Origin of the sequence: Rhabdaerophilum sp. SD176 (assembly GCF_030143245.1) — a bacterium.
Taxonomy (GTDB): domain Bacteria; phylum Pseudomonadota; class Alphaproteobacteria; order Rhizobiales; family Beijerinckiaceae; genus Rhabdaerophilum.
In genome coordinates this window covers 46,863-71,734 of sequence record NZ_JARJNS010000010.1, presented here as the reverse complement: position 1 = coordinate 71,734, position 24,872 = coordinate 46,863, and the positions used below count along the sequence as shown (strand labels likewise).

20 protein-coding genes are annotated in these 24,872 nt (G+C 61.8%); 9 read left to right on the top strand and 11 right to left on the bottom strand.

Annotated features, from left to right (window positions below):
* Window positions 1-53: 53 nt before the first annotated feature.
* The 4 genes from P0652_RS18065 to P0652_RS18050 are packed head-to-tail and all read right to left on the bottom strand — an operon-like array spanning window position 54 to window position 6,994.
* Complete coding sequence (locus P0652_RS18065) at window positions 54-1,934, bottom strand: ABC transporter ATP-binding protein (RefSeq protein ID WP_284180291.1); 1,881 nt, start codon at window positions 1,932-1,934, stop codon at window positions 54-56.
* Window positions 1,931-3,682 carry an adenylate/guanylate cyclase domain-containing protein gene (locus P0652_RS18060; protein WP_284180290.1) on the bottom strand — a complete coding sequence of 584 codons (1,752 nt, stop codon included), beginning with the start codon at window positions 3,680-3,682 and terminating at the stop codon, window positions 1,931-1,933. The genes P0652_RS18065 and P0652_RS18060 overlap by 4 nt, the downstream gene beginning before the upstream one ends.
* Entirely contained in the window at window positions 3,679-4,101 is a 423-nt protein-coding gene (locus tag P0652_RS18055; protein WP_284180289.1) for a cyclic nucleotide-binding domain-containing protein, read from the bottom strand. Before P0652_RS18055 ends, P0652_RS18060 begins: the two co-directional genes overlap by 4 nt.
* A 13-nt stretch (window positions 4,102-4,114) precedes the next feature.
* Window positions 4,115-6,994, bottom strand: coding sequence for an ABC transporter transmembrane domain-containing protein (locus P0652_RS18050; protein WP_284180288.1), 2,880 nt, complete (start codon window positions 6,992-6,994; stop codon window positions 4,115-4,117).
* On the opposite strand from P0652_RS18050, the gene P0652_RS18045 reads away from it, so the two are divergent.
* The gene (locus P0652_RS18045; protein ID WP_284180314.1) at window positions 6,993-7,940 is read left to right on the top strand and encodes a polysaccharide lyase family 20 protein; all 948 of its coding nucleotides are present in this window, start codon (window positions 6,993-6,995) and stop codon (window positions 7,938-7,940) included. The two genes, P0652_RS18050 and P0652_RS18045, sit on opposite strands and share 2 nt — an antisense overlap.
* Window positions 7,941-8,027: 87 nt before the next feature.
* Window positions 8,028-9,368 (top strand): nucleotide sugar dehydrogenase, encoded by a 1,341-nt coding sequence (locus P0652_RS18040; protein ID WP_284180287.1) that lies wholly within the window; start codon window positions 8,028-8,030, stop codon window positions 9,366-9,368.
* A gap of 43 nt (window positions 9,369-9,411) precedes the next feature.
* Here P0652_RS18040 and P0652_RS18035 read toward each other — a convergent pair whose 3' ends face one another.
* The 3 genes from P0652_RS18035 to P0652_RS18025 all read right to left on the bottom strand — a co-directional run bounded on the left by P0652_RS18035 (window position 9,412) and on the right by P0652_RS18025 (window position 12,150).
* On the bottom strand, window positions 9,412-10,287 hold the full coding sequence (locus P0652_RS18035) for a LysR family transcriptional regulator (RefSeq protein ID WP_284180286.1): 876 nt from the start codon (window positions 10,285-10,287) through the stop codon (window positions 9,412-9,414).
* Window positions 10,288-10,466: 179 nt separating this feature from the next.
* On the bottom strand, window positions 10,467-11,681 hold the full coding sequence (locus P0652_RS18030) for an MFS transporter (protein ID WP_284180285.1): 1,215 nt from the start codon (window positions 11,679-11,681) through the stop codon (window positions 10,467-10,469).
* A 7-nt stretch (window positions 11,682-11,688) separates the two neighbouring features.
* Window positions 11,689-12,150, bottom strand: a complete 462-nt coding sequence (locus P0652_RS18025; protein ID WP_284180284.1) for a nuclear transport factor 2 family protein — start codon at window positions 12,148-12,150, stop codon at window positions 11,689-11,691.
* 244 nt (window positions 12,151-12,394) lie between these two features.
* On the opposite strand from P0652_RS18025, the gene P0652_RS18020 reads away from it, so the two are divergent.
* The 3 genes from P0652_RS18020 (at window position 12,395) to P0652_RS18010 (ending at window position 17,039) form a co-directional block, all read left to right on the top strand.
* Window positions 12,395-12,868, top strand: coding sequence for a cupin domain-containing protein (locus tag P0652_RS18020; RefSeq protein WP_284180283.1), 474 nt, complete (start codon window positions 12,395-12,397; stop codon window positions 12,866-12,868).
* Between the two features lie 99 nt (window positions 12,869-12,967).
* Window positions 12,968-14,962: an adenylate/guanylate cyclase domain-containing protein gene (locus tag P0652_RS18015; RefSeq protein ID WP_284180282.1), complete on the top strand. Its 1,995-nt coding sequence runs from the start codon at window positions 12,968-12,970 to the stop codon at window positions 14,960-14,962.
* A 1-nt stretch (window position 14,963) separates the two neighbouring features.
* Window positions 14,964-17,039, top strand: a complete 2,076-nt coding sequence (locus P0652_RS18010; protein ID WP_284180281.1) for a mechanosensitive ion channel family protein — start codon at window positions 14,964-14,966, stop codon at window positions 17,037-17,039.
* Here the strand turns inward: P0652_RS18010 and P0652_RS18005 are convergent.
* Window positions 17,036-17,761, bottom strand: coding sequence for a peroxiredoxin-like family protein (locus P0652_RS18005; protein ID WP_284180280.1), 726 nt, complete (start codon window positions 17,759-17,761; stop codon window positions 17,036-17,038). The two genes, P0652_RS18010 and P0652_RS18005, sit on opposite strands and share 4 nt — an antisense overlap.
* Before the next feature lie 163 nt (window positions 17,762-17,924).
* On the opposite strand from P0652_RS18005, the gene P0652_RS18000 reads away from it, so the two are divergent.
* Genes P0652_RS18000 through P0652_RS17990 form a run of 3 tightly spaced genes read left to right on the top strand, consistent with a single transcriptional unit; the run spans window position 17,925 to window position 21,105 of the window.
* The gene (locus P0652_RS18000) at window positions 17,925-18,725 is read left to right on the top strand and encodes a 3-hydroxybutyrate dehydrogenase (protein ID WP_284180279.1); all 801 of its coding nucleotides are present in this window, start codon (window positions 17,925-17,927) and stop codon (window positions 18,723-18,725) included.
* Entirely contained in the window at window positions 18,725-20,029 is a 1,305-nt protein-coding gene (locus P0652_RS17995; RefSeq protein ID WP_284180277.1) for an NAD(P)/FAD-dependent oxidoreductase, read from the top strand. Before P0652_RS18000 ends, P0652_RS17995 begins: the two co-directional genes overlap by 1 nt.
* Window positions 20,030-20,049: 20 nt before the next feature.
* Window positions 20,050-21,105, top strand: a complete 1,056-nt coding sequence (locus P0652_RS17990) for a patatin-like phospholipase family protein (RefSeq protein WP_284180276.1) — start codon at window positions 20,050-20,052, stop codon at window positions 21,103-21,105.
* 397 nt (window positions 21,106-21,502) lie between these two features.
* Here P0652_RS17990 and P0652_RS17985 read toward each other — a convergent pair whose 3' ends face one another.
* From P0652_RS17985 to P0652_RS17975, 3 genes are all read right to left on the bottom strand, one after another.
* A complete protein-coding gene (locus P0652_RS17985; RefSeq protein ID WP_284180275.1) occupies window positions 21,503-21,937 on the bottom strand; it encodes a GFA family protein in 435 nt (144 codons plus the stop codon).
* On the bottom strand, window positions 21,934-22,182 hold the full coding sequence (locus P0652_RS17980; RefSeq protein WP_284180274.1) for a DUF2798 domain-containing protein: 249 nt from the start codon (window positions 22,180-22,182) through the stop codon (window positions 21,934-21,936). The genes P0652_RS17985 and P0652_RS17980 overlap by 4 nt, the downstream gene beginning before the upstream one ends.
* A gap of 163 nt (window positions 22,183-22,345) precedes the next feature.
* Window positions 22,346-23,008, bottom strand: a complete 663-nt coding sequence (locus tag P0652_RS17975; protein WP_284180273.1) for an outer membrane protein — start codon at window positions 23,006-23,008, stop codon at window positions 22,346-22,348.
* 299 nt (window positions 23,009-23,307) lie between these two features.
* On the opposite strand from P0652_RS17975, the gene P0652_RS17970 reads away from it, so the two are divergent.
* Window positions 23,308-24,783, top strand: coding sequence for an undecaprenyl-phosphate glucose phosphotransferase (locus tag P0652_RS17970; protein WP_284180272.1), 1,476 nt, complete (start codon window positions 23,308-23,310; stop codon window positions 24,781-24,783).
* Window positions 24,784-24,872: the final 89 nt, after the last annotated feature.

Below are 24,872 nucleotides of genomic sequence, written 5' to 3'. Positions count from 1 at the left end.
GGCGAAGAGCGCCACAATGAATGCAACCGCATGGGCAGCACGGAAGATCATCATCAGGCAGCCTCCCCCTTGGCGCCAATGCCCTCGATGCGCATCAGAACCCTGTGACCGGCTTCAACCTCGACCATTTCAAGCCCCGGCCCCGAAAAATGGCCTGGCCATCGGCTCGGATCGGAGGCGCTGGTGAGTTCCAGTGCCTGGAGATCCAGTGGCCGATCAAGATCGGCATAAGGCACGGCGGCCAGCAACGCCTGCGTGTAGGGGTGCCTCGGTGCCCGGAAAAGTTGATCGCGCGTGGCCAGCTCGACGATCCGCCCGCGCGCCATGACGGCGATGCGGCTGGCCATGTAATGAACCACAGCCAGGTTATGGGAAACGAAAAGGTAGGTCAGACCGAGCGATTGTTGCAAATCTTTGAGAAGATTGAGGACTTGCGCCTGCACGGATACATCGAGCGCAGAAACCGGCTCGTCGCAGATGATGACCTGCGGTTCCAGAGCCAAGGCCCTTGCAATCCCGATACGCTGGCGTTGCCCCCCGGAAAAGCTGTGGGGATACCGATTCAGGAACCGGGGATCCAGCCCGACCAGTTGCATGAGTTCGGCAGCACGGTTGCGCTGCTGCTCAGGCCCCAGATCACCCTGGATGATCATGGGTTCGCGCAGGATATCGAGAACAGTCATGCGCGGCGAAAGCGAGGAGACGGGGTCCTGGAAGATCATCTGGACATTGGGCCGAAAGCGACGCAACTCCCCGCTGTCCAGCCCCAGCACATCGATCGGGCCGGTTGGACCATGGAACATGATCTGCCCGGAATCCGCGGCGCGCGACCGCATGATCAAATGCCCGACCGTGGTCTTTCCGGAGCCGCTCTCGCCCACAAGGCCGAAGCACTCGCCCGCGCGGATGTCGAAGCTGACATTATCGACGGCCCGCACGGCGCTGCCGCCGCGACCAAACAGCGAAAGTGTGCCGGATTGGCGATAGGTCTTGTTCAGGTCCCGGACTTCGAGGATCGGCTGGTCCCGCGGAACCTCCCGGAGTTTCCTGCTGGGGGGAAGCGCGGGCACCTCGCGTAAGGTCACGAGGCGTTCTCCGGGCGCCATGTCAAACGAGGGAGAGGCCTTCAGCAATGCCTTGAGGTAAGGGTGCTGAGGGCGCCGGAAAATATCGTCGACCTCTCCCATTTCCAGGATTTCGCCCTGATAGATGACAAAGACCTCATCCGCGAGATTGGCCACCACGCCCAGATCATGCGTGATGAGCAGGATGGCCATGCCAAATTCCTGCTGGAGTTGCTTCATGAGCTTCAGGACCTGCGCCTGGATGGTCATGTCCAGCGCCGTAGTCGGCTCATCCGCAATCAGCAGGGCCGGCCGGCAGATCAGTGCCATGGCCAGCATGGCCCTTTGCCTGAGGCCCCCTGAAAGCTCGAACGGATAGCGATCATAGGCCCAAGCCGCGTCCCGGAAACCGACGAGGCTGAACATCCGCTCCGTGGCCTCGCGCGCAGCCTTGCCCCGGACGCCATGATGCAGCGTCAGGGCCTCCTCGACCTGATTGCCAATGGAATGCACCGGAGACAGCGAGGACATGGGTTCCTGGAAAATCATGCCCATGCGGCCGCCACGCAGGGACTGGTAAACCCGGCCATCCCGCGGGATCTGTGTCAGGTCGATTTCTTTATCCGGCTGCTTGGGATCTCGGAACAGGATGCGCCCCCCTGTGATGATCCCCTTGCGCGAGAGCAAGCCCATGACGGCCTGCGAAATCACCGTCTTGCCCGAGCCGGATTCACCGACCAGGGCAACGGTCTTGCCCATCGGCACGCGCAGGGACACGCCCTTCACAACCTCGTTCAGGTGATCCTGCATCTGGAAAGCGATGCGGAGATCTTCAATTCTCAGCAGATCGTGTTTGCCCTCATGGGTCATGGTCCTTGATCCTGCATCTCAACTTCGCGGTTTGAGCGGGAACGGGCGCGCACCAGGCGCCAATCGGTGAGGGCATAGGCGACGATCGTTTCGTCAATCCGGTCGACATCGATGTCTAACCGGCGCAAGCTTGAAACGTCTGCCGAGATATTCAAAAGCGTATCAGCCGAAACAATACAATCCGCAAGCATGGTTTTCGTCGCCCGCTGAAGTGCATCGGCAATATTGACGGTATTTCCAAAAGCCATGACAATTGAATTTTTTTCCGTATCACCTATGCGTGCTAACGTAACCTTTCCTGTGTGGATGCCAATACCAGCACGGATGGGGATAGGCAGTGCTCCGCCCATTTCCTTGTTCAAGATCTTGAGCACACGCGCCATGTCACGCGCGCAGTCGATGGCTCGCCGGGCGCCAAGCTCGGGCCTGTCAGCGGCATCAAAGATCGCAATCAGGCCATCGCCGTAGAACGATGCGACCATACCACCGTGGTTTTGGACAGCTTGTTGCATTTCGATCGAAAAGCGGTTGACCAATGCCGAGAGTTCATAGGGTAGTTGAGAATTCACAAGCACTTCAAATGCGCGAATATCGAGAACGAGCACGGTTGCCACCCGTTCGACGGCCCAACGCTCGGCTTCGTCGGATGTCTCGACATCTCGCCCCTCGCCGAGGACTGGCAGGAGGATGCGGACCGTGATGTCACCCTTCGGCCGGAGCTGGCACGCCAAGCGGACATTCGGCGGAGCACCGATCTTGTCGAGCGTAAGGCGCTCGGCCGATGTCGGTTCCGGCAGTTCGGAAAGATCCGACAGGATCTGGATCCGGCAGGTCGAGCATCGCCCCTTTCCCCGGCAGACACTCGGATGCGGAATGCCGTGCATATGGCTGGCTTCGAGCACCGAAGAACCCTGCGGGACCTTGACCGGCCCTCTTCCCCTGAAGGTAAAGGTGAACCTGCGGCCCAGCTTCCGGCGCAGGAACTGGAAATTGAGGCTTGCGGCGAGGCCTGCAAACAAGATGGCCAGCCCCGCATAGGCAGTCGTACTGATCATCTGGAGCGGCGCCATCTGCGCGTGTGTCTCAGGAGACATGCCGATCGACTTGATATAGATCAGCACCTCGCGCCCTGCGGTAACAAATCCTGCAATAGCGAGCAGCGGCAGGGCTATGGCGACGACGATCCCGACGGGCAGCAGGCGCTGGTACCAGGGCCTGTGCCGAAATGCCAGGTGAATGCCGAGCACGCCATGACCCCACGCGATCAGGACCAGCACGGTCTGCCAGACGGCCTTTGAAGGCCATAGGTCCTTGAGCACGGGGCCGTAATAGCCGCTGGCTCCGAACCACGTCCCGGCAATGCGCGTTTCGATGATGTGGGGCAGCAGCAGGAGTGGAATGACAAGCCCCGAGAGAATCTGCAGCGCCTCATCAAAAGGGATCCGAAGCGTGCGCCGGTTGACGAGCCGCAGCAACCCGAGCGCGATATGCACGGCAAAGGCTGTGTAGAGCAGACCGACGCCGACCGGATTCATCCATATGGCCCATCGCAGCGTCTGGGCTTGATTGAGAAGATCGAAACCGAAGATGCCGACCGCATGGTTGGCGAGGTGCATCGTCAGGAATACGAAAATGACCATGCCGGACGTCATGCGCAGCATGCGGAGCCAGGGCAGGTGGCGCAGCCGGCCCCATCTCGGGAGCCGCTCGGTGCCGTGTTTCCGGTCGGCAAGGTCAACGTTTGTCATGATGTCACCTCGACGGCGAGTGCCACGCGCATGGCATCGTTCAGCCGGCGGGCCAGTTCACGCATCACGGCCAGAGCGGTCTGCGGGCAATGCTCCATCAGTTCCATGAAAACTGAAATGGGCAAACGAAGCGCGTGGACAGCGGTCTGTGCATGGACGCTGACCGCATGCGGCCGCCGCAGAAGACCACCGACCAGACCGACGAGATGGCCGATTTCGATGTCTCCGTTGGGAATCCCGACCTTTCCCGTCAGCACGACATAAATCGCATCTGGGGGCCCACCCATCTGGATGATCGCATCACCGGCAGAAAAGAGCGCAGACTCTGCGTTGAGTGCCAGCAATTTCAGCCGGGAACGCTCGACATTCGCGAAGATCGGCGAGCGTTGGAGTTGTGATACCTCGTCATCAATGGACATAGACCGCATCTCCCTATTCGGCTGCCTGATTATCCTTCAGGCCTCCACCTTGCTCGGTTTCGGGCAGGCGCTTGTCGGCAACGACCCGCGGGCCTTCAAAGACAAGGGCGCGCTCGAACCCGTCAAGAGGTTCGTCATCCCCAAGCGTGACAATCAGCGTCCGGCCGCTGGAATTCCGAAGGATGTTTTGTCGGATCTGCGCGGCATCACGTGGCGTGAACGCAGAAAATGCCTGGTCGAGCACAAGGATATCGGGCTTGACGAGGATGCTCCGCGCCAGGGCGATGGTTGCTCGCTGCTCGGGGGTCAACAGGCGGCCACCCGGTCCGACCTCCCGGCCAAGGCCCTGCTGCACCACAAACCGGTCCAGTCCGCTCTCCTCCAGAATGGTCTGAAGGGTCGCCTCGAGCCGTTCGCATGCACCAGCGATATGCGTGCCAATGCGTCCGAAGAGCAGGTTGTCTTCGATTGACATGGCCGGAATCACCGAGCCCCGGTCATAGAAACTGATCGAGCCTTGGGCCGCGGTTGACAGGAACATCCTGAAACTGATCCGGGCGCGCAGGAGGCGGGCCCGGAATGCTTCATCGATCAGCCCGAGGCGATGCTTCGGCTCGACATAGTTCATGGCCAGCCTCGTCAGGTTCTGCCGAGCGCCATGGCTGGCCGCCGAGAACCCGCGCAGCCGGATCTCCTCGCAATCCCGTTGGAGAGCTTCTGGATCCGAGAGGTCAAACGCGGCGTAGCGATCCAGCAACGCGCTGCCCGGGCGGATAGATGCCATGACATCAAGCACCGTTTCGGCGATCTTGAGGCCGATCAACACCAGAGGCTCGGCCAGGGACTCGGCCGAGAGAACGGAACGGACATAGGGGTCCCGCACCAGGTTTTCCTCGCTGAACCGCGGTCCGACGGGCGAACCGAACAGCAGGTTCTCCCGGATCGTTGCCAGCGAATTGTACCGGCTCGCCTCGAAGACCTCGACCAGCGGCGCGAGGCCCAAACTCTCGAGCCGATCCTGAAGGGCCATTCGCGCATCGACCAGCCGGACACACATATCCGGCTCGACATTGTCGCCGACAGGCCCCCGCAGGCCTGCCAGGAAAACACTGTCGAAGCCGCCGACAACCTTCAGAGCTTCGACGACAAGCATGTCGAGTTGTGCCGGTCCGTCGATGCCGAGCCGGCCATAATCGAACCAGTCCTGCGCGGCGGAATAGCCCGGATTGCCGGTGCGGATCGCCTCTCTTTGCTCGTGCTCGTCGAGAGAACGAAGGGCATTGTTCGGGGGCGCCGTGCCGCGGCGTGCTCCGAGGACGATGTTTTCGCGGATGGTTCCGGACAGAATGGCCGGATCACTGCCCTGATAGGAGATATGGCTTGTCGTCGGCTCGGTGAGCGGCCCGAGCATCCGGTCACCAATCCAGATGCCACCTGTGAAATCAGAGACCTGGCCGCCGAGGACTTTGGGCAGGACAAGGCTGCCGCTGCTTGGCGGGCCCACCAACGCCAGATGGACAGGACGGTCGATCGTCGTGGTCAGCTGATCCAGAAGCAGGGTACCGCGTCGGTCGATGTAGCGCAGGCCCGAAAGGCGGATGGGTCCCTTCCCATCCGTCAGGACCGCCTGTACCTCTTCACGCGGCGTTTCCTCCGGCAGCAGGTCGCGCGAGAAGGCCTTGATGACCTGTTCGAACTTGACGATCGCATCGGCACGCTGCTGATCCCAGTCAATCAGTTCCTTGACCGGTGTGGGCAGGTCACGATAGGCGGCGATGACCGCGACGAGCTGGCCGATATCCAGTTTCCCATTGAGGGCGAGGTAGCCCCCCAATGTGTAGAACAGGAACGGTGTCACCTGGGCCAGCAGATTGTTGAGATACTTTACCGAGAATTTGCGCCGGTAAAGGTCAAACCGAATGCGGAAAAGCAGGCCAAGCCGGTCTCCGATCTCGGCAGCATAGAAAGGGATGACGCCATGATTCCGGAAAAGTGTGGCTGAATCGACCATCTCGCTGACCCGGCCGGCGAGCTTGCGCGATTCAAGCTGCCGCAAGCGCCCCAGTCGAAGCTGCTCTCTACGCAACCGCGGAATGATCAAGGCCTGGACGGCAAGGATACACGCCGTCAGAAAGCCCAGCAGGAAGTCCTGCATGAAAATGAATAACAGAGCCGTCAAGGCCTGGGTGGCCAGAAATACTGGCGTGATGAACGAGTCTCCGAAAAACCCGCCGATGGGTTCGACCTCGTCTTTGATCATGCTTGAAATTTCGGCAGATTTTGTTGTTCGCAACGCTTCGGGCTTGAAACGCATGACGCGCGAAAACAGGTCAAACCGCAAACGCCTGAGCAATCTTTCGCCAAGCACACCCTTTCGGATATTTATGAAATACTTGAATCCACCATTGACCAATGTGAAAAACAGGAAGGCAAAACTGAGAAGATAGAGATACTGGACCTGGTTTGCAGTCACCCCTTCGAAAACTGCAAGCGTCTGCCCTCCCAGAAAGGCGGGAAGCTGAATAGTCCAGCGCAAAGCCACAATTTCTTCGACGCCAGCCGCGAACGCCTTGCCCTGTATCGCGTCATTGACAATCTGCTTCGGCAGATCGAGCGACAGCCAGTATGTCGGCAAAGACAAGGCAACAAGCAACAAAACAATCACTTGTTCCTTGCGGCTGTGCTGCCAAACGTAGGCGAAAAATGCACGCTCCACGCGGAACGACCCCCTATACGTTGCAAAAAAATGGCAATATGCATGGAATAAAGTCAACTGCGCTCGCCATGGGATTCTGTCACGATCCCGTGTAAAATGGGTGAGCGTATGAGCAGATAGACGCAACAGACAGATCGAGGGATCGATGCCAGTGAGACTTTTTTCCGTGATCGCCATGTTGTCGTTGGCCGTTTTTGGCGCTCATGCCCAAGAAAAATGGCAGTCTTTGCTGTCTGATAACTTTGAATTTAATGATTTTTCCAAAGACAGTGGCCTGTTTTACAAAATGAACAAAGAACAGGCGAAGGGAGTTGTCCGCTTTCAGAGCGATGTCGTGAAAAGCGGAAAGCAGGCCTTGGAACTCTCGGTCGTGCCCAGCTGTGCCGTTTCCGGCACCGAATGCTCGGAACGTGCGGAGGTCTGGGAAAAGCCGGACATTCTGGCGCCCTATGACCGGCCGCTTTGGTACGCCTTTTCGTTTCGGCTCGGAGATCCCATCCCGCAGGAAGACCATCGTCTTGTCATGGCGCAATGGAAGCGCGAAATCTTGAAAGGGGCCGATGGAAATTATTCGCCTTTCCTTGCGTTGCGCCTGTCGAGGGGGCGATTGATCGCGACGGTCGTCAGCGATGAAGCCACGTACGCCCCCAAAGGCGTGTCGCCGAGATTGAACCGTTGCCTCGAACATGAATCCCCCGCCGCCGCGCCCGACGCTCACAGGCAGGTGCGTGCAACGGTGGCGATGGAGGCTGGACTGGAGGTTGCGGCACAGGAGCTGCCGGGATGTGCAACCAACATCCGGACGATTTCTAGGGGCGGCGAATGGCCGAAAGCGTCGAGTGGGTGGATCGACTATGTTTTCATGGTCAAGCCGGACCCGGCCGGAAACGGCCGGATCGAGATCGCCGCGAATGGCAAATGGGTGGCAACGGTCGAAGGTGCCATTGGCCACCGCGGTCCGGGCCTCGACAAGACCCAGTATTTCAAGTTCGGACCCTACCGCGCAGGGCGGCCTGACAAGTGGACGCTCTATTACGACAATTTCCGGCGCTCCGGGTCCTGCATCGACGTGGCCTCGCAGGCGCTGTGCGCATCAATGGCTGCAGCACAAAAGAGCAATTGACCCTCTTGGTCTGAACGTCAGGGCATGGCAGGACAGCGACTGGCGGCCTGAATGCCCGGAGGCGTTCGGAGCAACAAAGGCAGCGTGATGACGAACCCTTCTCTGGTTGAAAGCCTGCTTTCGAAGATCGAGCGGCGCGATTTCACCGTGGGGGTTGTTGGTCTCGGTTATGTCGGCGTGCCACTGGCGCTTGCGGCGGCCGAAGCCGGCCTCACGGTTCTCGGCTTCGATATCAACCGGCAGCGTGTTGAGCAGCTCAATTCCGGCCGGGCAATGTTCACGCATATTCCGGATTCACGGATGGAAGCCGCGATCAGAAGCGGTCGTTTTGTAGCAACAAGCGATCTTGATCGCCTGAACGAGCCGGATGCGATCCTGATCGCGGTGCCGACACCGCTGACGCGAAACAAGGATCCGGATCTCACCTACGTCGTGCGAACTGTTGAGGCAATCGCGGCGCGCCTTCGCCGCGGGCAACTGATCGTGCTGGAATCGACGACCTGGCCCGGCACGACAACAGAGGTTGTTCGGCCAATCCTCGAAAGGTCTGGGCTGTCGGTTGCGTCAGATTTCTTTCTTGCCTTTTCACCCGAGCGCGAGGACCCGGGAAACGCGCGGTTCAGCACCGCCAATATCCCGAAAGTTGTTGGCGGTGATGGGCCGGAGGCCTTGCAGCTCGCCGCAGCGCTTTACCGTGCATTGGTGGTGGAGGTTGTCGAGGTTTCCTCCCCGGCGGTCGCCGAGGCCGTCAAGCTCACGGAAAACATCTTCCGATCGGTCAATATCGCGCTGGTAAACGAATTGAAGGTCGTCTTCGATGCCATGTCGATCGATGTCTGGGACGTCATCCATGCCGCGAAGACCAAACCGTTCGGCTTCATGCCCTTCTATCCCGGGCCAGGGCTCGGGGGGCACTGTATTCCGATCGATCCGTTCTATCTGAGCTGGCGTGCACGCGAGTTCGGCATTGTGACGCGCTTCATCGAACTGGCCGGCGAGATCAACACGGCAATGCCGCAGCATGTCGTGAACCGATTGGCGGAAGCGCTGGATCGGCGCTCCGGTCGCGGCCTCAAGGGTGCCAGCATCCTGATCATCGGAGCCGCCTACAAGAAGAACATCGACGACATGCGCGAAAGTCCCGCACTGGTTCTGCTGGAATTGCTGGCACGGCGAGACGCGGTGGTCCGTTATCACGACCCGCTTGTCCCGGTCATCCCGCCCACGCGGGAGCATGCCGCGCTGGCCGGCATGATGTCCGTGCCATTGCAGGCCGAAACGATCGCGGAGGCAGACGCTGTCCTGATTGCGACCGATCACGACGCCATCGACTATGCGATGATTGCGACATCGGCCGCATTGGTCGTCGACACGCGCAATGCGATGGCTTCGCGCGGATTGACAGGTGATCATATCGTCAAGGCCTGACAGGATCGCTTTCCAGTCGGATCATCAGGAATGGCGGTTCCGATCAGGAAGCTCCGTGCATCCGGGCCAGACGGACGCAAAGCTCCGTTGCGCGATTGAACTGCCGGCCGGCCACAATGGCCACGACCACCTCACGCTGGAAGCTTCCGTGGCAAAGCGGCCTTGCGACCACGCCGGGGATGGGCTGCACATGCTGCCCGACAATCCCGAGCCCGAGGCCCATGGCAACGAGCTGTTGCAGATCCTCGATGCAGTCAACCGTGTGCCTTGGTCTGACGCGGATCCCCTGTTGCTCGAGAATCTCCAGGAATGCAGCGCGATCGGAGCACGTGATTTGGTCGATCAGATCCTGCCCCTCGAAGTCATCGGGATGGATCTCCGTTTGCTGGGCAAGCATGTGCCGTTCCGGAATGAGGACCATCCAGGCCTCACAAAAAATCGTCCAGCTGCGCACGCGATCCGGAAATTGCTCCCGTCGGGAAAGGAAGATCACATCCATCGCCCCGATCACAGCCTGTTCGAGCAGAATGTCCCCGGAGGCCTTCCGCATGGCCAGTTCAATACCGTTCACCTGCATCTGGACCTGATCGAGCAGGCCCCGGAACCGCGCCGTCTCGAGCGAGTTCGCAATGCCGAGCCGAAGCGGAGCCCGCTCTCCCAGGCTTAATTGCCGCGCGAGCGCCTTGGCTGATTGCGCCGCCTCATAGGTCGAGCGGAGGTGGGGCAGCAATCGATGGCCAAGCTCGGTCAGGTGCGTGTTTCCGCGCTCGCGATGAAGGAGAGGTCCGCCGAGTTCCTCCTCCAGTTTCTGGATCGCCCGCGTCAATGAGGGCTGGGCAACGTGGCTGCGCTCAGCTGCACGGGTGAAATTCAGCGTCTCTGCCACGGCCAGGAAATAGCGAATCTGATGCATTTCCATCGGGCATGCACTCCTGTCCTGTCGCTCCCATCGCAACGGCCGCAAATCCGGCTGGGCCTGCCGACCGACTCGTCGCCGATTGATGCGTGTAAACGACCGCATTTGATGGAGACACGTGGTACCACCCCCAGCGATGAATGGCCGATCAAGAATTCGCGAGAAAGATCAAGATGGACCTGTCAGGCGGTGGATGCGGTGCGGGGCGCGAACTGGCGAGTGACGAGGCCCGCGCAAGCCAGGGCCAGGGCGATCGCGATGAGGCAGGCATGCCAGCCCATCCGGTCGAATACGATGCCGAGGATCCAGCTGCCGACGATTCCGCCCGAGAAATAGGAAGCCAGATAGAGCCCGCTGGCGGTGCTCTTGGCCTCCGTAGCGGCGGACGACACGAAGCCCGTTGCCCCGGCCTGCGCAGCGAAGGTGCCGATTGCGACGAGGACGAGACCGCCCAGCATGGCCCGGAGATCCGCCAGCGCCAGCAGAGGCAATCCAAGCAGAGCCAGGAGCAGCATGCCCTGGATGGACCGGCGCGCACCGAAGCGCGCGATCAGGCGCCCCATCATCAGCGTGGTCGGCAAGGCCGGCAGGAAGACGAGGTAAATCCAGCCAATTGCCATGGTCGACAGGCTGATCGGCGGGCGGCTCAGGACAAAATTCACGAAACTGAAGACACCGATGAAGGCGAACAGGATCAGGAAGCCGACCAGAAAGGCCGCGCGGAGGGCGGGTTGGGCCAAATGCCGGCGCCAGGCCCCGGCTGGAGCGGGCTCCGCTTCCCCGCCTGTCCCGGTTTCATGCCGGACCGTATGCCAGACAAGAGCCGCACCGGCGAGATTCAGGCCGGCAAAGGCGAGGAAGGTGATCGGGATGCCATAAAGATCCGCCACATTGGCCGAGACGATGCGGCCGATGAAATTGCTCAGCACATTCCCGGTGACGAAAGCAGCGAAGGCAATCGGGCGCGATACAGGGCAGAAATGCTCGCCAAGATGCGCAAGCATCAAAGTGAAGGCCGAGGCCATAAGCGCGCCCTGGATGACCCGCAGCGCGGTGAAGACCAGCAGATCCGGAGCAATGGCCAGGGCGGCGGTTGGCAGGGCCAGCAGGGTCAGGCTGGCGGTGATGCCGAAGCGCCGGTTGATGCCGCCGCCCCAGATCGCCGTCGCGAGACTGGCCAACGCCATGCCAAGCGTGCAGGCATTCGCCGCGACGGCAATCTCGGACGGGCTGACGGCATACCGGATGGCCAGGTTCGGCAGAACCGACTGCACCGCGAAGAGATCGACCAGCGTCAGGAAGGCCGTTGCGGCGATGACAAAGCCGTGCCCTCGCGTGGCAATGACGCGCGGGTCGACAGCCGGTCGCGATGGCGAAGGCATGAGCGTTCCGGTCATGGGAGCCTCATTTCGGGTTTTCTTCGGTCGTGAAGAGTGCCGCGATCCGCCATTCCCCGCTTTGTCGCACGGTCAGGACATTGACGAGGAAGTCGATCGAATTCGGATTGCCTTTCGGGCCCAGTCTCAGGGTCAGCGGCTGGAACAAGAAGGCCGCGTCGGGGGCAACGTCGATCACGCGCGCGCGGTCCAAAGCCGGGGTGACCTCCCAGATCTCGGCCTTCTGGAAGGCGCTCATGCGTTCGATCATCGTTTCTGGTCCCCAGAACGGCTTGCCGTCGCTGACCCAGAGGAACCGCGGCGAATCGAGCAGCAGCACCCGGACGGCGGCGGTATCGCGCCGGTTCTGTGCGTCCACGAACCGTGCATAGAGCGCTTTCACCGCCGATTCGGAAGCTGTTGCCGGCGAGGCCTGGGCCTCTGGCAGAGCAAGGGCACCAAGGCCCAGCACAACAAGACGACGATCCATCGGCAGTCTCCCTCGCAGGTCCGTCACGGCGGTTTCCGTGGTGACCACAATGCCAGAATGCGAGCGCCCGGGGGCATGCCAAGATGGTCTGGTTTTGATAGCGCTCGGCTATGCTCCCCGTGCGAACACTCATGCCAAACAGCTATCGAACCGTTAGACAGCCGGCATTTCCATTTCGATCGAAGGGGTTCGATCCTGTGCCTCGCTGCTGGGTTGGGCCGGCAGTCAAGCTGGAGACATTGCGATGGTTTTGACCCTTACCCGGATCGTTGGACTTGCGCTTGCAATCGGGATCAGCGCGACCGCGACTGCCGTTCGGGCTGATGGCTGCCCGGCAGACAAGGTGCTGAAGCAGCCGCGAAAGCTGGACGACATCCCCGAAAAACATCTCAAGCGCGAAACGCTTGCGGAGATCAAGCTGGAGGGCTGGCGCAAGGTCGGCGATCTCCTGCTGCGGATGCGCCGGCTGACCATCCAGCCCGGCGGCTTCGTGCCGACCCATTACCACGATGACAGGCCTTCGATTGTCTACATCATTTCGGGTGAAATCTGGGAACACAGCAGCTTCTGTTCGGTGCCCATCCATCACAAGGCCAACCAGCACACACCGGAATTCGGAGATTTCCAGGGACACTGGTGGGAAAACAAGGGCAATGTGCCAACGGTACTCATTTCGGCGGATGTCATTCCACCTGAGTATCGCGATACGATGGATTGAAGCGGGCCTGAATCGGTCGTCGCCGAAAACGGGCATTTCGCCGTCCGGGCAACCGGGCGGTGAAATGTTATCTCGAACGCACATGATGGAGGGGCCCGGATGAAGCGATTCCAGCTGGGCTTTGGTCTGGCGATCTTCCTTGCCATTGCGGCCAGCGTGATGCTTTGCGGGGTCCTTGTGCATGTCACATGGTCCCGAACCGCCGGGATCGTCAGCCGGGATCTCCTCGGCGCGCTTGAACAGCAGATCGCGGAAGCGGCGCGGAAGGCCTGGTGGGATCGGGTTGAGGCCACCGAAGCCGCCGCAAGGCTGGTTGGGGTGGCGCTGGATGCCGAGCCTGCGCCAGCCGTGCAGGAAAACCTCATCCTTGCGGCGATGCGCGGGAACAAGGTGGCCGGGTCGTTGCTGCTGGTCCGGAAGGATGGCACTTCGGCGATCTTCAGCCATCATCCCGACGGGGCTGTCTCGATCCTGGAGCGGGATCAGAGGGATGTCCCGATCGGCCATATCCGGATCGCGCCCGGCGGCCAGCGGAGTGACATGGCGGAACCGGTTGGTTCGGCCGAGCCACGCATGGCGACAGAATCGCCCTGGCTCCGCCTCGCGCGGGCAAAGGCGGAACCGGGTTGGCTCTCTGTCCCGTCGGATGGCCCGCCGGCCGGGAATGCGGTTGCCTATGTGCGGAACGTGCCGCAGGGCGTGCTGGCTTTCCTTCTGACCTTCGAACGGTTCGCCGGCTTACTTGCCGACATTCCGGTCTCCCGGACCGGGCGGCTTGCCGTCCTGGCACCCGATGGCGACCTGCTCGTCCGTTCGCAAAGCGGGGGCACGCCGGACGGAAGCCACAGCGAGGTGGAACGGGCGCTCGGACAGATCGTCGCGGCACGGGCCGCCGAAGCCAAGGATGTAACGGAACATCGCCGGCTTGTCCTCGGCAGCGGGGCCTATGCGGTTTCGCTGTCTCCCCTTCACTTCCGGAACTGGCAACTGGCCGTTATCGTGCCGGAGGCCGATTTCCTTGGCGAGATCACGCAGATGCTGTCGCGCGTGACACTGGGACTTTTTGCCTTCGTCCTCGTGATCGGGGTTGTTGCCTCGCTGGCCACGCGGTTTGCCATCGCACGCCCGATGGAGCGGGTCGTCGAAGACCTGGCGCTGGTCGAGACCTTCGCCCTCGAGGCCGTCCCCCGGCGTCGATCGCCCTTGCGCGAGATCGACCGCCTTTCGGCAGCCATTGTGCGGATGAGCCACGGGCTCGCGGATTTCGCCAAGTTCATCCCGACCGAACTTGTCCGCAACCTGATCCGTGAAGGCATGCGGGCTGAACCCGGTGGCACGCAGCGGGAAATCACGGTGCTGTTCGCCGATCTGGCGGGTTTTACCCGGTTGACGGAAGTCCTCGGGGATGACGCCGTCCCGATCGTGAGCGCCTTCCTCGAACTTGCCTCGAAGGAAGTTGCTGCAACGGGCGGGACCGTCGACAAGTTCATCGGGGATGCGATCATGGCCTTCTGGGGAGCGCCAGCCTCGAACCCGGACCATGCGCGGGATGCCTGCGATGCCGCGCTGCGGATTATGCGACAGTTCGATGCCCTCAGGAAAGCCGATGCCCGGTTCGCACCTTTGAGTGTCCGGATTGGCCTGCAATCGGGCAACGCCATTGTCGGCAATGTGGGATCATCGGTAAGGCTGAACTATACGGCGCTGGGCGATGTTGTGAATCTGGCCAGTCGCCTGGAGGGCATCAACAAGATGTACGGAACGACAATCCTGATCGGACAGGAGACCGCTGATCGCATCGAGGGCACCTTTGCACTCCGCGAGGTCGACTCGGTGCGGGTCTATGGACGGCAGGGTGATGTGACATTGGTCGAGCTATGCGACGCTCACGCCCCATGGATGGACATTTATGGCCAGGCGCTTGACGCCTATCGTCGGGCCGACTTCGACAGAGCCTTGGAGCACCTGAGCGAACTGGAACGCACCTGTCCCACCGATGGGCCCGGGCAACGGCTTCGGGCGATATGCAACAGGCTGCAGGCCAATGGCGTCCCTGCCGATTGGCAGCCGATCACGATGCTGGAAGGCAAATGACATGGATGCGAAGCAATGGCATCGATTCTGGCCGTATGGTCCATCGGTTTGGGTCGCCCTTCTGCTTGCGGTAGGCCCTGCGCTGGCCGCCGAGGGAAGTCGGCCATCCGGCGGCATGGGGCTGGTTCCGGCCCTTCATGACATCTACAGCCGTATCCAGGAGCTGTTCTGGCCCATCCTGGTGGCCATGCCGACCATCGGTAGCGAACTTGTCAAGGCTGGCTTCGCCTTCGCCGCAGACCGGGGCCACCCGCTTTGGACCGGCCTCCTTTCCGTGATCGGGGTCCTGGCAGCCATGGCGTTGACGGCGCGGCTCGTCCGCGCGGCCGCGCTCCGCTGGTTTGACCCCGCTTCATCCCTGAACCCGGCTTCGAGAGTGATCCGCCGGTTTCTTGTTGACGTTGCCGGCGCGCTGGCCCTTGCCGTCACCGCTCTCGCTGGCGCCGAACTGATCGCCTCGGGAGCCGGGCTTGTTGCGTCGCTCCTCCGATCCCTCATCGATCTGGCCTTGTTGCTGGGGATTGTTCTCATCGTTCCCTCTGCCCTGTTCCGGCCGGGAGAACCGCAATTGCGTCTGGTCGAGGCCGATGACAGCCAGATCCGGGCTGCAGCCCCGTTTGCCATTGCGGGCGTGCTGGCCGGCATTTCGTTTCCGACATTGATTCCGGTCTGGCTTGAAGCCGGGATGAGCTGGCCGGCCGGGCAGGCCATGGCCCTGATCATCGGATCGATTGTTGCCAGCCTCGGCTATCTGGCTGCAATCCGCTATTCCCGGACAATGACGGCCGATATCCGGATCCGTTCTGCCGCAACAACGCTGGCGATCCTGTTCTGGCTGGCCTGGAGCTATGGCGTTGTCGCGCTCGACTTTCCCTTTTACTTCCTGATGATCCGCCTGGCTGCCGTGAGCGTTGGCGGCTTTCTGCTTGACCGCGTGATTGCCTACGCCATTCGCTCCAGCCGCTTGGACCCGCCTGGTCCGGACCGGATTTCTGCGTCAGAGGACGACGAAGCGCCTGCAAGCGAGAATCGGCCAGTCAATTCGTTCTGGCAGAATTACGGGCAACCCCTGCGCCGCGTGATCTGGTTTGGAATCGGTGCCGCGGCCTTGCTGGTCTGTTCGGGTTGGCTGGTTGAAGTCGTCCCGGACATCTTCGGCGAGGGTCGTATGTCGATGATGCGCGGCCGGCTCGCAGCGGCACTCCTGACGCTCGGCATCGGCTACGTGATCTTCGAAGGGCTCAGCGCCTGGACGCGGACGCGCTATGCGGCCAATGCCAAGATCCACAAGCCCGGCGGCGATGATGACGGCCTGGCCCCCGCTTCCAGGCTCGAAACAATCGTGCCGATCTTCCAGGGGCTGATCGGGGTCTTCGTGCTGGGGGTCACCGCCCTCTCCGCATTGTCCCAGCTGGGCATCGACATCACGCCGATCCTCGCCGGCGCCGGCATCCTCGGCCTCGCCGTCAGCTTCGGCTCGCAATCCCTGGTCCGCGATGTGGTCGCAGGCATCTTTTTCATGATCGACGATGCCTTCCGCCTCGGTGAATACATCGAAGCAGGACGATTGAAGGGCGCCGTCGAGCGGATTTCGGTCCGGTCGGTGCAGCTGAGGCATCATAACGGTTTCGTCCACACGGTCCCGTTTGGGCAGCTCGGGTCGATCACCAATTACAGCCGTGACTGGATCACCATGAAATTCAACCTTCGGCTCTCGCGCGACATCGAGATCGACAAGGTTCGCAAGACCGTCAAGGCGATCGGGCTCGAGTTGCTCGAAGACCCGGAATACGGCAAGGAATTCATCCTTCCGCTCAAGATGCAGGGTGTAGCGGACATTCTCGACAACGCCTTGCTTATCCGGTTCAAGTTCACGGTCAGGCCGGGCAAGCCGACCTATGTCCAACGCGAAGCGATCAAGCGCATCATCCGGGTCTTCCAGGAGAAGGGGATCGAGTTCGCCAAGAATTCCGTCATCATCGAGAATTCGGCCGAGCGCGAGGAACCGGATGATCCTGCAGCGGCGATCGCTGCGATGAAGCGCCCGGCGGCCGCCCAGGCGGGACCTCCGGCCTAGCGCCCGGCCGCGTGCGGAGGAACGGGCGCGGTGCCTTCTGCGATCGCTGCCAGTATCTCCCCGATCGGCATCCGCTGCCGAAAATCGGGGTCGGCCCGGGCGGCGATCACGCGGCGATCACGGCCGAGAACGAATGTGGCAGGGATCGCGAGGAACTGGCTGTCATTGCCATAGATGGCACGGAAATCGATCCCCCATCCCTGATGGAGCTGCTGCACCTCGGCATCGAGGCTGACCAGCAATCCATACGCCATGGCAACGCCCAGATCCGCATCGGAGAGGATCGGGAAGGGCAGGGTTTCTCCCCGGAACGGCAGGCTTTCGCCACCCAGCTCGCCAGACACGGCGGCAATCGTGCCACCAGCAGCATGGATCGCGGGCACGTGCTGAGCGAGTATGTCCAGCTCGGTCGCGCAGTAATCGCACCAGCCACCGCGAAAGAAACTCAGGACCAGCGGACCTGCCGCAACAAGGCTGTCCAGCGTGACAAGTGCACCGTCGCGCCCCGGCAGGGCAAAGTCCGGCGCCAGCGCGCCGGGAGCCGGAGCCGCATGACCGGCACCCACTCGCTTCAGTCTCGCGACGAACCGTGAATAGGCCCCCGCGACATCCGGAAACTCGCGATTGATTGTCTCGGAGACACGGGCCAAGGCGCATGTCAGCGGATCATTCGGCATGGGCATCCCCGGCTGGACGCAAACTGGCTTCCCGCCCTCAGGCATTCAACCCTCCTCGTAATGACTGCCAGCGCACTTCGCAACCTCGCCGGCCATAGCGCGGCGCTATGGTTTCCATCCGGCTTTCGTATTTCCCTTCGACAAGGCCCCGGCGCATTTTCAGGCAGGGTTCACCAGAGGATCGAGGCACAGAATGTCCGGAACTGACATGCCGTCGAGAACAAGCCCGCTCTCCGGGCGCAAGGCTCTTGTCACGGGGTCCACCAGCGGGATCGGGCTCGGCATCGCAGAGGCGCTGGCCCGTGCGGGGGCCGATATCGTGATCAACGGGCTCGGAAATCCCGAAGAGATCGAGGCCACCCGCGCCGGGCTCGCCGAGCGCCATGGAGTCCGGGTGGCCTTTGTCGGGGCCAACCTGATGCAGGCCGACGGCGTGGGTACCCTGATCCACGATGCCGAAGCGGCGCTCGGTTCGATCGATATCCTCGTGAACAATGCCGGGATCCAGCTTGTTGCGCCGATCGAGTCCTTTCCGCCGGAGAAGTGGGACGCCATCCTCGCCCTCAACCTGTCCGCTGCCTTCCATGCCATCCGGCTCGCCTTTGCCGGGATGAAGTCGCGGCGCTTCGGGCGGATCATCAACATCGCCTCGGCGCATGGCCTCGTCGCGTCACCGTTCAAGTCGGCCTATGTCGCTGCCAAGCACGGGCTGATCGGGCTGACCAAGGTTGTTGCGCTGGAAGGGGCGGAGCTCGGCATTACTGCCAACGCGATCTGCCCAGGCTATGTCCTCACCCCGCTTGTCGAGCGTCAGATCGACGAGCAGGCAGCGGCACACGGTATCTCGCGCGAGGACGTGGTGCGGAACGTGCTGCTCGCGGCCCAGCCGAACAAGACCTTCGCGACGGTGGACGAAATTGGCGAATTGACCGCCTTCCTCGCCGGGCCTTTCGGCGGCTCGATCACCGGCGCGGCCTATGCCGTGGACGGCGGATGGACGGCACATTGATGTCCGGGACCCTTTCTTCCGCAGGCATGGCCGGACAACGCGTCGTGATCATTGGCGGCGGGTTCGGCGGGATTGCGGCAGCGCGCGCGCTGGCCCGCGCCCCCGTGCAGGTCACATTGATCGACCGGCGCAACTTTCATCTTTTCCAGCCTTTGCTGTACCAGGTCGCGACGGCCGGGCTGTCGCCGGCGGATATCGGAGCACCGATCCGCTCGATCCTGCGCGACCAGGGCAATGTCCGCGTGGCTCTGGCAAAAGTAACCGGCATCGACACGGGAGCCCGCCTCGTCGAAACGGAGGAGGGGCCGGTCGGCTACGACACGCTCATCATCGCGACTGGTGCACGCCATGCCTATTTCGGCCGGGACGAGTGGGAAGCACTCGCGCCCGGGATCAAGACAATCGACGATGCAACCCGCCTGCGGGCGAAGCTCCTCTTCGCGCTGGAACGAGCGGAAATCGTATCCGACCCGAAACGTCGCAAGGCCCTGCTGACCTTCGTGATTGTCGGAGGCGGTCCGACCGGTGTCGAACTGGCCGGTGCGGTTGCCGAACTGGCGCGTCATGTTGCCGACCGAGATTTTCGGACAATCACACCGAAGGACATTCAGGTCCTGCTTGTCGAGGCCGGACCGCGCCTGTTGCCGCAGTTCCGGGAATCGATGAGTGCGGCCGCTGCCCGTGCCCTGACACGCATGGGGGTCGAGGTCCGGACCGGTACAGCTGTCACGGAGATCACGCCTGACCAGGTTGTCGTCGGGGGTGAGGTGATTGCCACGAACAATGTGATCTGGGCCGCCGGGGTTCGGGCCTCGGCAGCCGGCCGCTGGCTCGGCGCGGAGGTTGACCGGGCGGGCCGTGTCCTGGTCGGGAACGACTTTTCGGTTCCGCATCATCCCGGGATTTTCGTGATCGGGGATACCGCAGCCTACCGGCAGGCGGATGGCACGATGCTGCCCGGGATCGCTCCGGCAGCGAAGCAGGCCGGAGAATTCGTTGGTGCTTTGGTTGCCTCACGGTTCGGAGGTCGGACCCCGAGGCCGTTTGAATACCGGGATTTCGGGCAGCTCGCGACGGTGGGACGAAATTTCGCGGTTGCGGATTTCGGCCGTATCCGGCTGACCGGCTTTCCCGGCTGGCTGCTCTGGTCCGTGGCCCATGTCTGGTTTCTTGTCGGATTTCGCAGCCGCTTCTCCGTGGCCAGCCAATGGCTCTGGTCCTACCTGACCTGGGAGCGCGGCGCACGCCTCATCACCGGGGCTGAGGTTGCGATGGCGAGACCTCCTGAAACCAACGCGCCCTGAAGAAAGAAAGGTTCATAGCCATGGCCGAAATCCGCAAGCTCAAGCCGAATGGCCAGCAGAAGACGATCAATGTGGCCCTTCAGGGAGGCGGTGCGCACGGCGCTTTCGGCTGGGGCGTTCTCGACCGCATTGCCGAGGACGGGCGCCTCGTCATCGAAGGCCTGTCCGCGACCAGCGCCGGCGCAATGAATGCTGTCGTCTATGCCTACGGGCAGATGAAGGGGGGCAATTCGGGCGCCCGCGAGCAGCTTGAACTGTTCTGGCAGAGGATCAGCGAAACCGGCAAATACGCGAGCCCGATCCAGACGACTCCGCTCGATCTGTGGCTGCGCGCGTTGGGCTATCGGGAGAATCTCGGATACCAGCTCTTTGAATCCGTGACGCACCTGTTCTCGCCTTATCAGTTCAATCCGTTCGGTCTCAATCCGCTGAAGGATGTGCTGACGAAAACCGTGGATTTCGGAGAGCTGCGCCAGGGGTCACCCACAATCCTGCGGCTTTGCGCAACCAATGTCCGTAACGGCAGGCCGAAAATCTTCACGAACGAGATGCTGACGCCGCAGGCTGTTCTGGCTTCCGCCTGCCTGCCCATGCTGTTTCAGGCTGTCGAGGTGGAGGGCGAACATTTCTGGGATGGTGGATATATCGGCAATCCGGCAATCTACCCGATCATCTACGATGCACAGAGCCCGGATATTCTGATTGTGCATATCAATCCGATCGTCCGGGATGGTGTGCCGAAACAGGCATCCGAAATCTTCAACCGCATCAACGAGGTAAGCTTCAACTCGTCGTTGATGCGCGAGTTGCGGGCCATCGCCTTCGCGACCAAGCTGATCGATGAAGACTGGATCCGTCCGGAGCACCAGCACAAACTCAAGCGGTTGTTCCTGCACGCCATCCGCTCGGATGAGATCATGCGTGAATTCTCGGTGGCGAGCAAATTCGATACGAGCTGGAGCTTCCTGACCCAGCTGCGCGATATGGGCCGTCAACTCGCGGGCCAATGGCTTGACCAGCATTTCGACGATATCGGGCAGCGTTCAACCGTCGATCTTCAACGCGACTACCTTTGAACAGGGCGCATCGGCGTCCACGGCGCGCGCCGATCCACGGTTGCAATGTGTCAGGCCGCCTTCGGGCCCCGCAGCACCAGATCGATTGCAGGGATGAGCAACGCCGTGAGCAGGATCGAGGAAGCGCCGTCCGTCGACCCACCGGCCGGCGACGCAGTCCTGGCTCCCATTGCCCGCCAGGGGCTTCAGGCGCTTCCGGGGGCGACGTCGCGCGTTACCTCGTGATGGTACAAGAGCTAAAATCGAGCCAGTTTGGTGAGATTCGATAGAAATTCCGTCCAAAAGATCTGACTCTCAATCAGCGGGGCTCAGGTTCGGGCCCTTCATCACCCACCAAATTTTCCGCTTCCATGCCCGTTTTCTTTGGTGGCGCCCCGCCAATCCGGTGCCGCCGTCATCATCTCTCCGAATGGCGAGGCAGACCGGGGCCGGAAATGATTGGGCCTTCGTGCGGGTCCGGGTTCTCTCGGTCCCGGCAATAGGTCCGCATCCCTTCGAAGGGCGGAAGCCAGGATTCCCGCCTGATCGTCCAGAGTTCATAGGTCGGGACGAACACGTCCGGCTTGTCCAGCGTCCCCAGCGGAATTTCGATCTCGTCACCGGTCACGGCAAAGACCGGCGAAAAGCAGGTCGTGCAGAAGTGCCGGCCGGCATAGGACCCGGTCATCCCCTCGATTGTCACGGCGGCTTCAGGAAAGATTGCCGATGCATGGAACAGCGAGCCATGATGCTTGCGGCAATCGATGCAATGACAGAGTCCGACCCGGGAAGGAAATCCACGGGTCTGCAGGCGAACCGCACCACACCGGCAACTGCCATTCAAATCGGTCATGGGCGCTCCCGTTCCTTGGCCGGCGCGTCGCGCGTCAGCGCATGGGCCAGTTTCTGGATCAGCGGTGCGGCAAACACGACCAGTGGGAGCATGGTAAGCCAGGCGATCCCCCAGGCCGTGAGCCAGGCGCCCCAGAAGCCACCCCCCTTCCAGAAGGGCAGGCTGGCAATGCCGGAGGCGACCCCCGAGGTCAGCCCGGATTGCAGGACACCATAGACGAGATGCACGTAGCGACGCGGAAACATGGCGGGCCTCCTGCCGGGATGGTCAGCAATAAACGCGCCAATCTGGCTGTCGGCGCCGGCTCGATCCATCGTGGCTCAACCTGTTTCTGGCAATTCCTTCGGGGTGGATGCAACAAAAAACCCCGGCCGGAGCCGGGGTCTGTGTTCGCGCGGTCAAGCCTGGTCAGAACTTGTAGTTCACGCCGGCGCGGAGGATGTGGCCGTTGGCATTGGCGCCAAGGTTGCCGGCCGAATTGTAGGTCTGGCGGGCGAAATCATAATAGAGGTATTCACCCTTGACCGAGATGTTGCGGGTCAGTGCCGCTTCGACACCACCACCGATGGCCCAGCCGGCCCGGAAATCCGAACCGGAGAAGGCGCCGGCCGAGTGCTTGATGTCGGCGATGGCGAGACCGCCGGTGACATACGGCATGATGCGGTCGAACGAGTAGCCGAGACGGCCACGCAGCGTGCCGAACGAGCGGATGTCGGTCTTGCAGCCCGGTGCCGCGCAGTTCGTGCCGCTCGAGCCGTTCAGGCTGGACCAGGCATAGTCACCTTCGATACCGGCAACGAAATTACCGAACTGGTGGTTGTAGCCGAGCGTCACGCCGACGAGGCCGCCGCTCAGCTCGATCTGGCCCGAACGCACCGCGCCGTTGGTGTGACGGCTGTTGCCACCGAAGCCGCCGCCGCCCTGGATCCCGGCATAGAAGCCGGTCCAGTTATATTGCGCCATGACCGGCAGGGCCGCCGGCGGGGGCGACTTGCGGGTGGCGAGGTCAGCCGCCTGGGCCGAGGTCATCGCGCCAGCCAGCAGCGTCGTCGCAAGCAGGAACTTTTTCATGGGGACTCCTTCCATAAGACAAATCAGTCTGGCTGCAGCAAGTAAGATGAATGCATCGCCGAGTCTGTAGCTTTCAGGTAACAATAGGTTTGCCATTTGTAGTCAGGTCTTGGCTGAATTGTGGCAAATTGTGGCAACTGGAAATTCATGATTGAGAAAAAGTTAAATTTGTCGAACTGGCGGCAGAATTATGGCAAACAAATCGTAAATATTGCGAATACCAGTCTATTCAAACTATCCGATTAACGGAATCGCCAAGGTTGTCGAATAGCGTCCGCCCCAGAAGGTGGAGTTTGGGTATGTCGCTGGATTTGACGGAGCACGAAAGGCCGGGTGCCACGCTGTCGGACCGCATGGCCGGCTGGATCCGGCGGGCATCCAAGCAGAAGATCATCGGCCTCGTGCTGGTCTTCGACATCATGACCCTTGTGGGCTGCGGGCTCTGGAGCGCCATGGCCTTTCTGCCAGCCAGTTTCGGCGGCGACGGAACGGCTTTCCTTCTCGTCGCGTCGGTGACAGGGTTGACCGTCTATTTCCTCCAGCGGCTCTGGGGCTACACGCTCGCCGCGCTGGCGATGCTGCCGAGGCAGATCAAATCCGTGATCTATGCCCTGGGCGGGGCCTTCGTCGTCATGACGGGGCTGCTCTTCCTGATCGGCTTCGACATCATGGCGCTGCGCCTTTGGCTGCTGGGCTGGCTGCTCTTCAGCCTGATCCTGCTTGTCTTCTTCCGGTTGCTGGCCTCGGTGGCGATCTCCGATGCGGAAATGCGCGGCGATCTGGCGCGGCGCGCGGTGATTGTCGGTGGTGGCAAGCCGGCCGAGGACCTCATCCGCCGGCTATCGCGCTCTGGCAACCGGGCCATCCGTATTCTCGGCGTCTTCGATGACCGTGGCGGCGAACGCTCGCCTGATGCGGTCGACGTCTACCGCAAGATCGGGACCTTCGACGAACTGGAATCCTATTGCCGCGAGCAATCGGTCGATCTGCTCATCATCGCGCTGCCGGCGACGGCGGAGGAGCGCATCCTCCATCTCGTCAGGAAGCTGTGGCAATTGCCGATCGACGTGCGGATCGCGGCCCATGCCTCGCGGCTGAAGCTCTCCAAGCGCGCCTATTCGTATATTGGTGACGTGCCGTTCCTTGCCGTGTTCGACCGCCCGCTCTCGGACTGGAACTCGGCGCTCAAGGCGGTGTTCGACCGCGTGGTGGCGGCGCTCGCGCTGGTCGTGCTCTCGCCGTTGATGCTGGCTGTCGCACTGGCGGTGAAGCTCGAATCCAAAGGGCCGATCCTGTTCCGCCAGCAGCGCTACGGCTTCAACAACAATATGATCGGCGTGCTGAAATTCCGCTCGATGTATACCGACCGGACCGATGCCCACGGTGCGAAGCAAGTCACGAAGGATGATCCGCGCGTGACGCGCGTGGGGCGGTTCATCCGCAAGACCTCGATCGACGAATTGCCGCAGCTGATCAACGTGCTGCGGGGCGAACTCTCGCTGGTCGGGCCCCGGCCGCATGCCACGCAGTCCAAGGCCGCCAACCAGCTCTACCAGGATGTGGTCGACGGCTATTATGCCCGGCATCGCATGAAGCCCGGCATTACCGGTTGGGCGCAGATCAATGGCTGGCGCGGCGAGACCGACACACTCGAGAAGATCGAGCGTCGTGTCGAGCATGACCTCTATTACATCGAGAACTGGTCGCTCCCGCTCGATCTCTACATCCTGGCGATGACCCCGCTTTCGCTGCTCAATACCAAGAACGCCTATTGAGCGCGCCCGGCCGGATCGCGGCCGCCATTGTGCGCTGACGCACTGCCGGCCCGGGCGCCTGCCGTCAGGATGGCTGCTCCTGAACAACC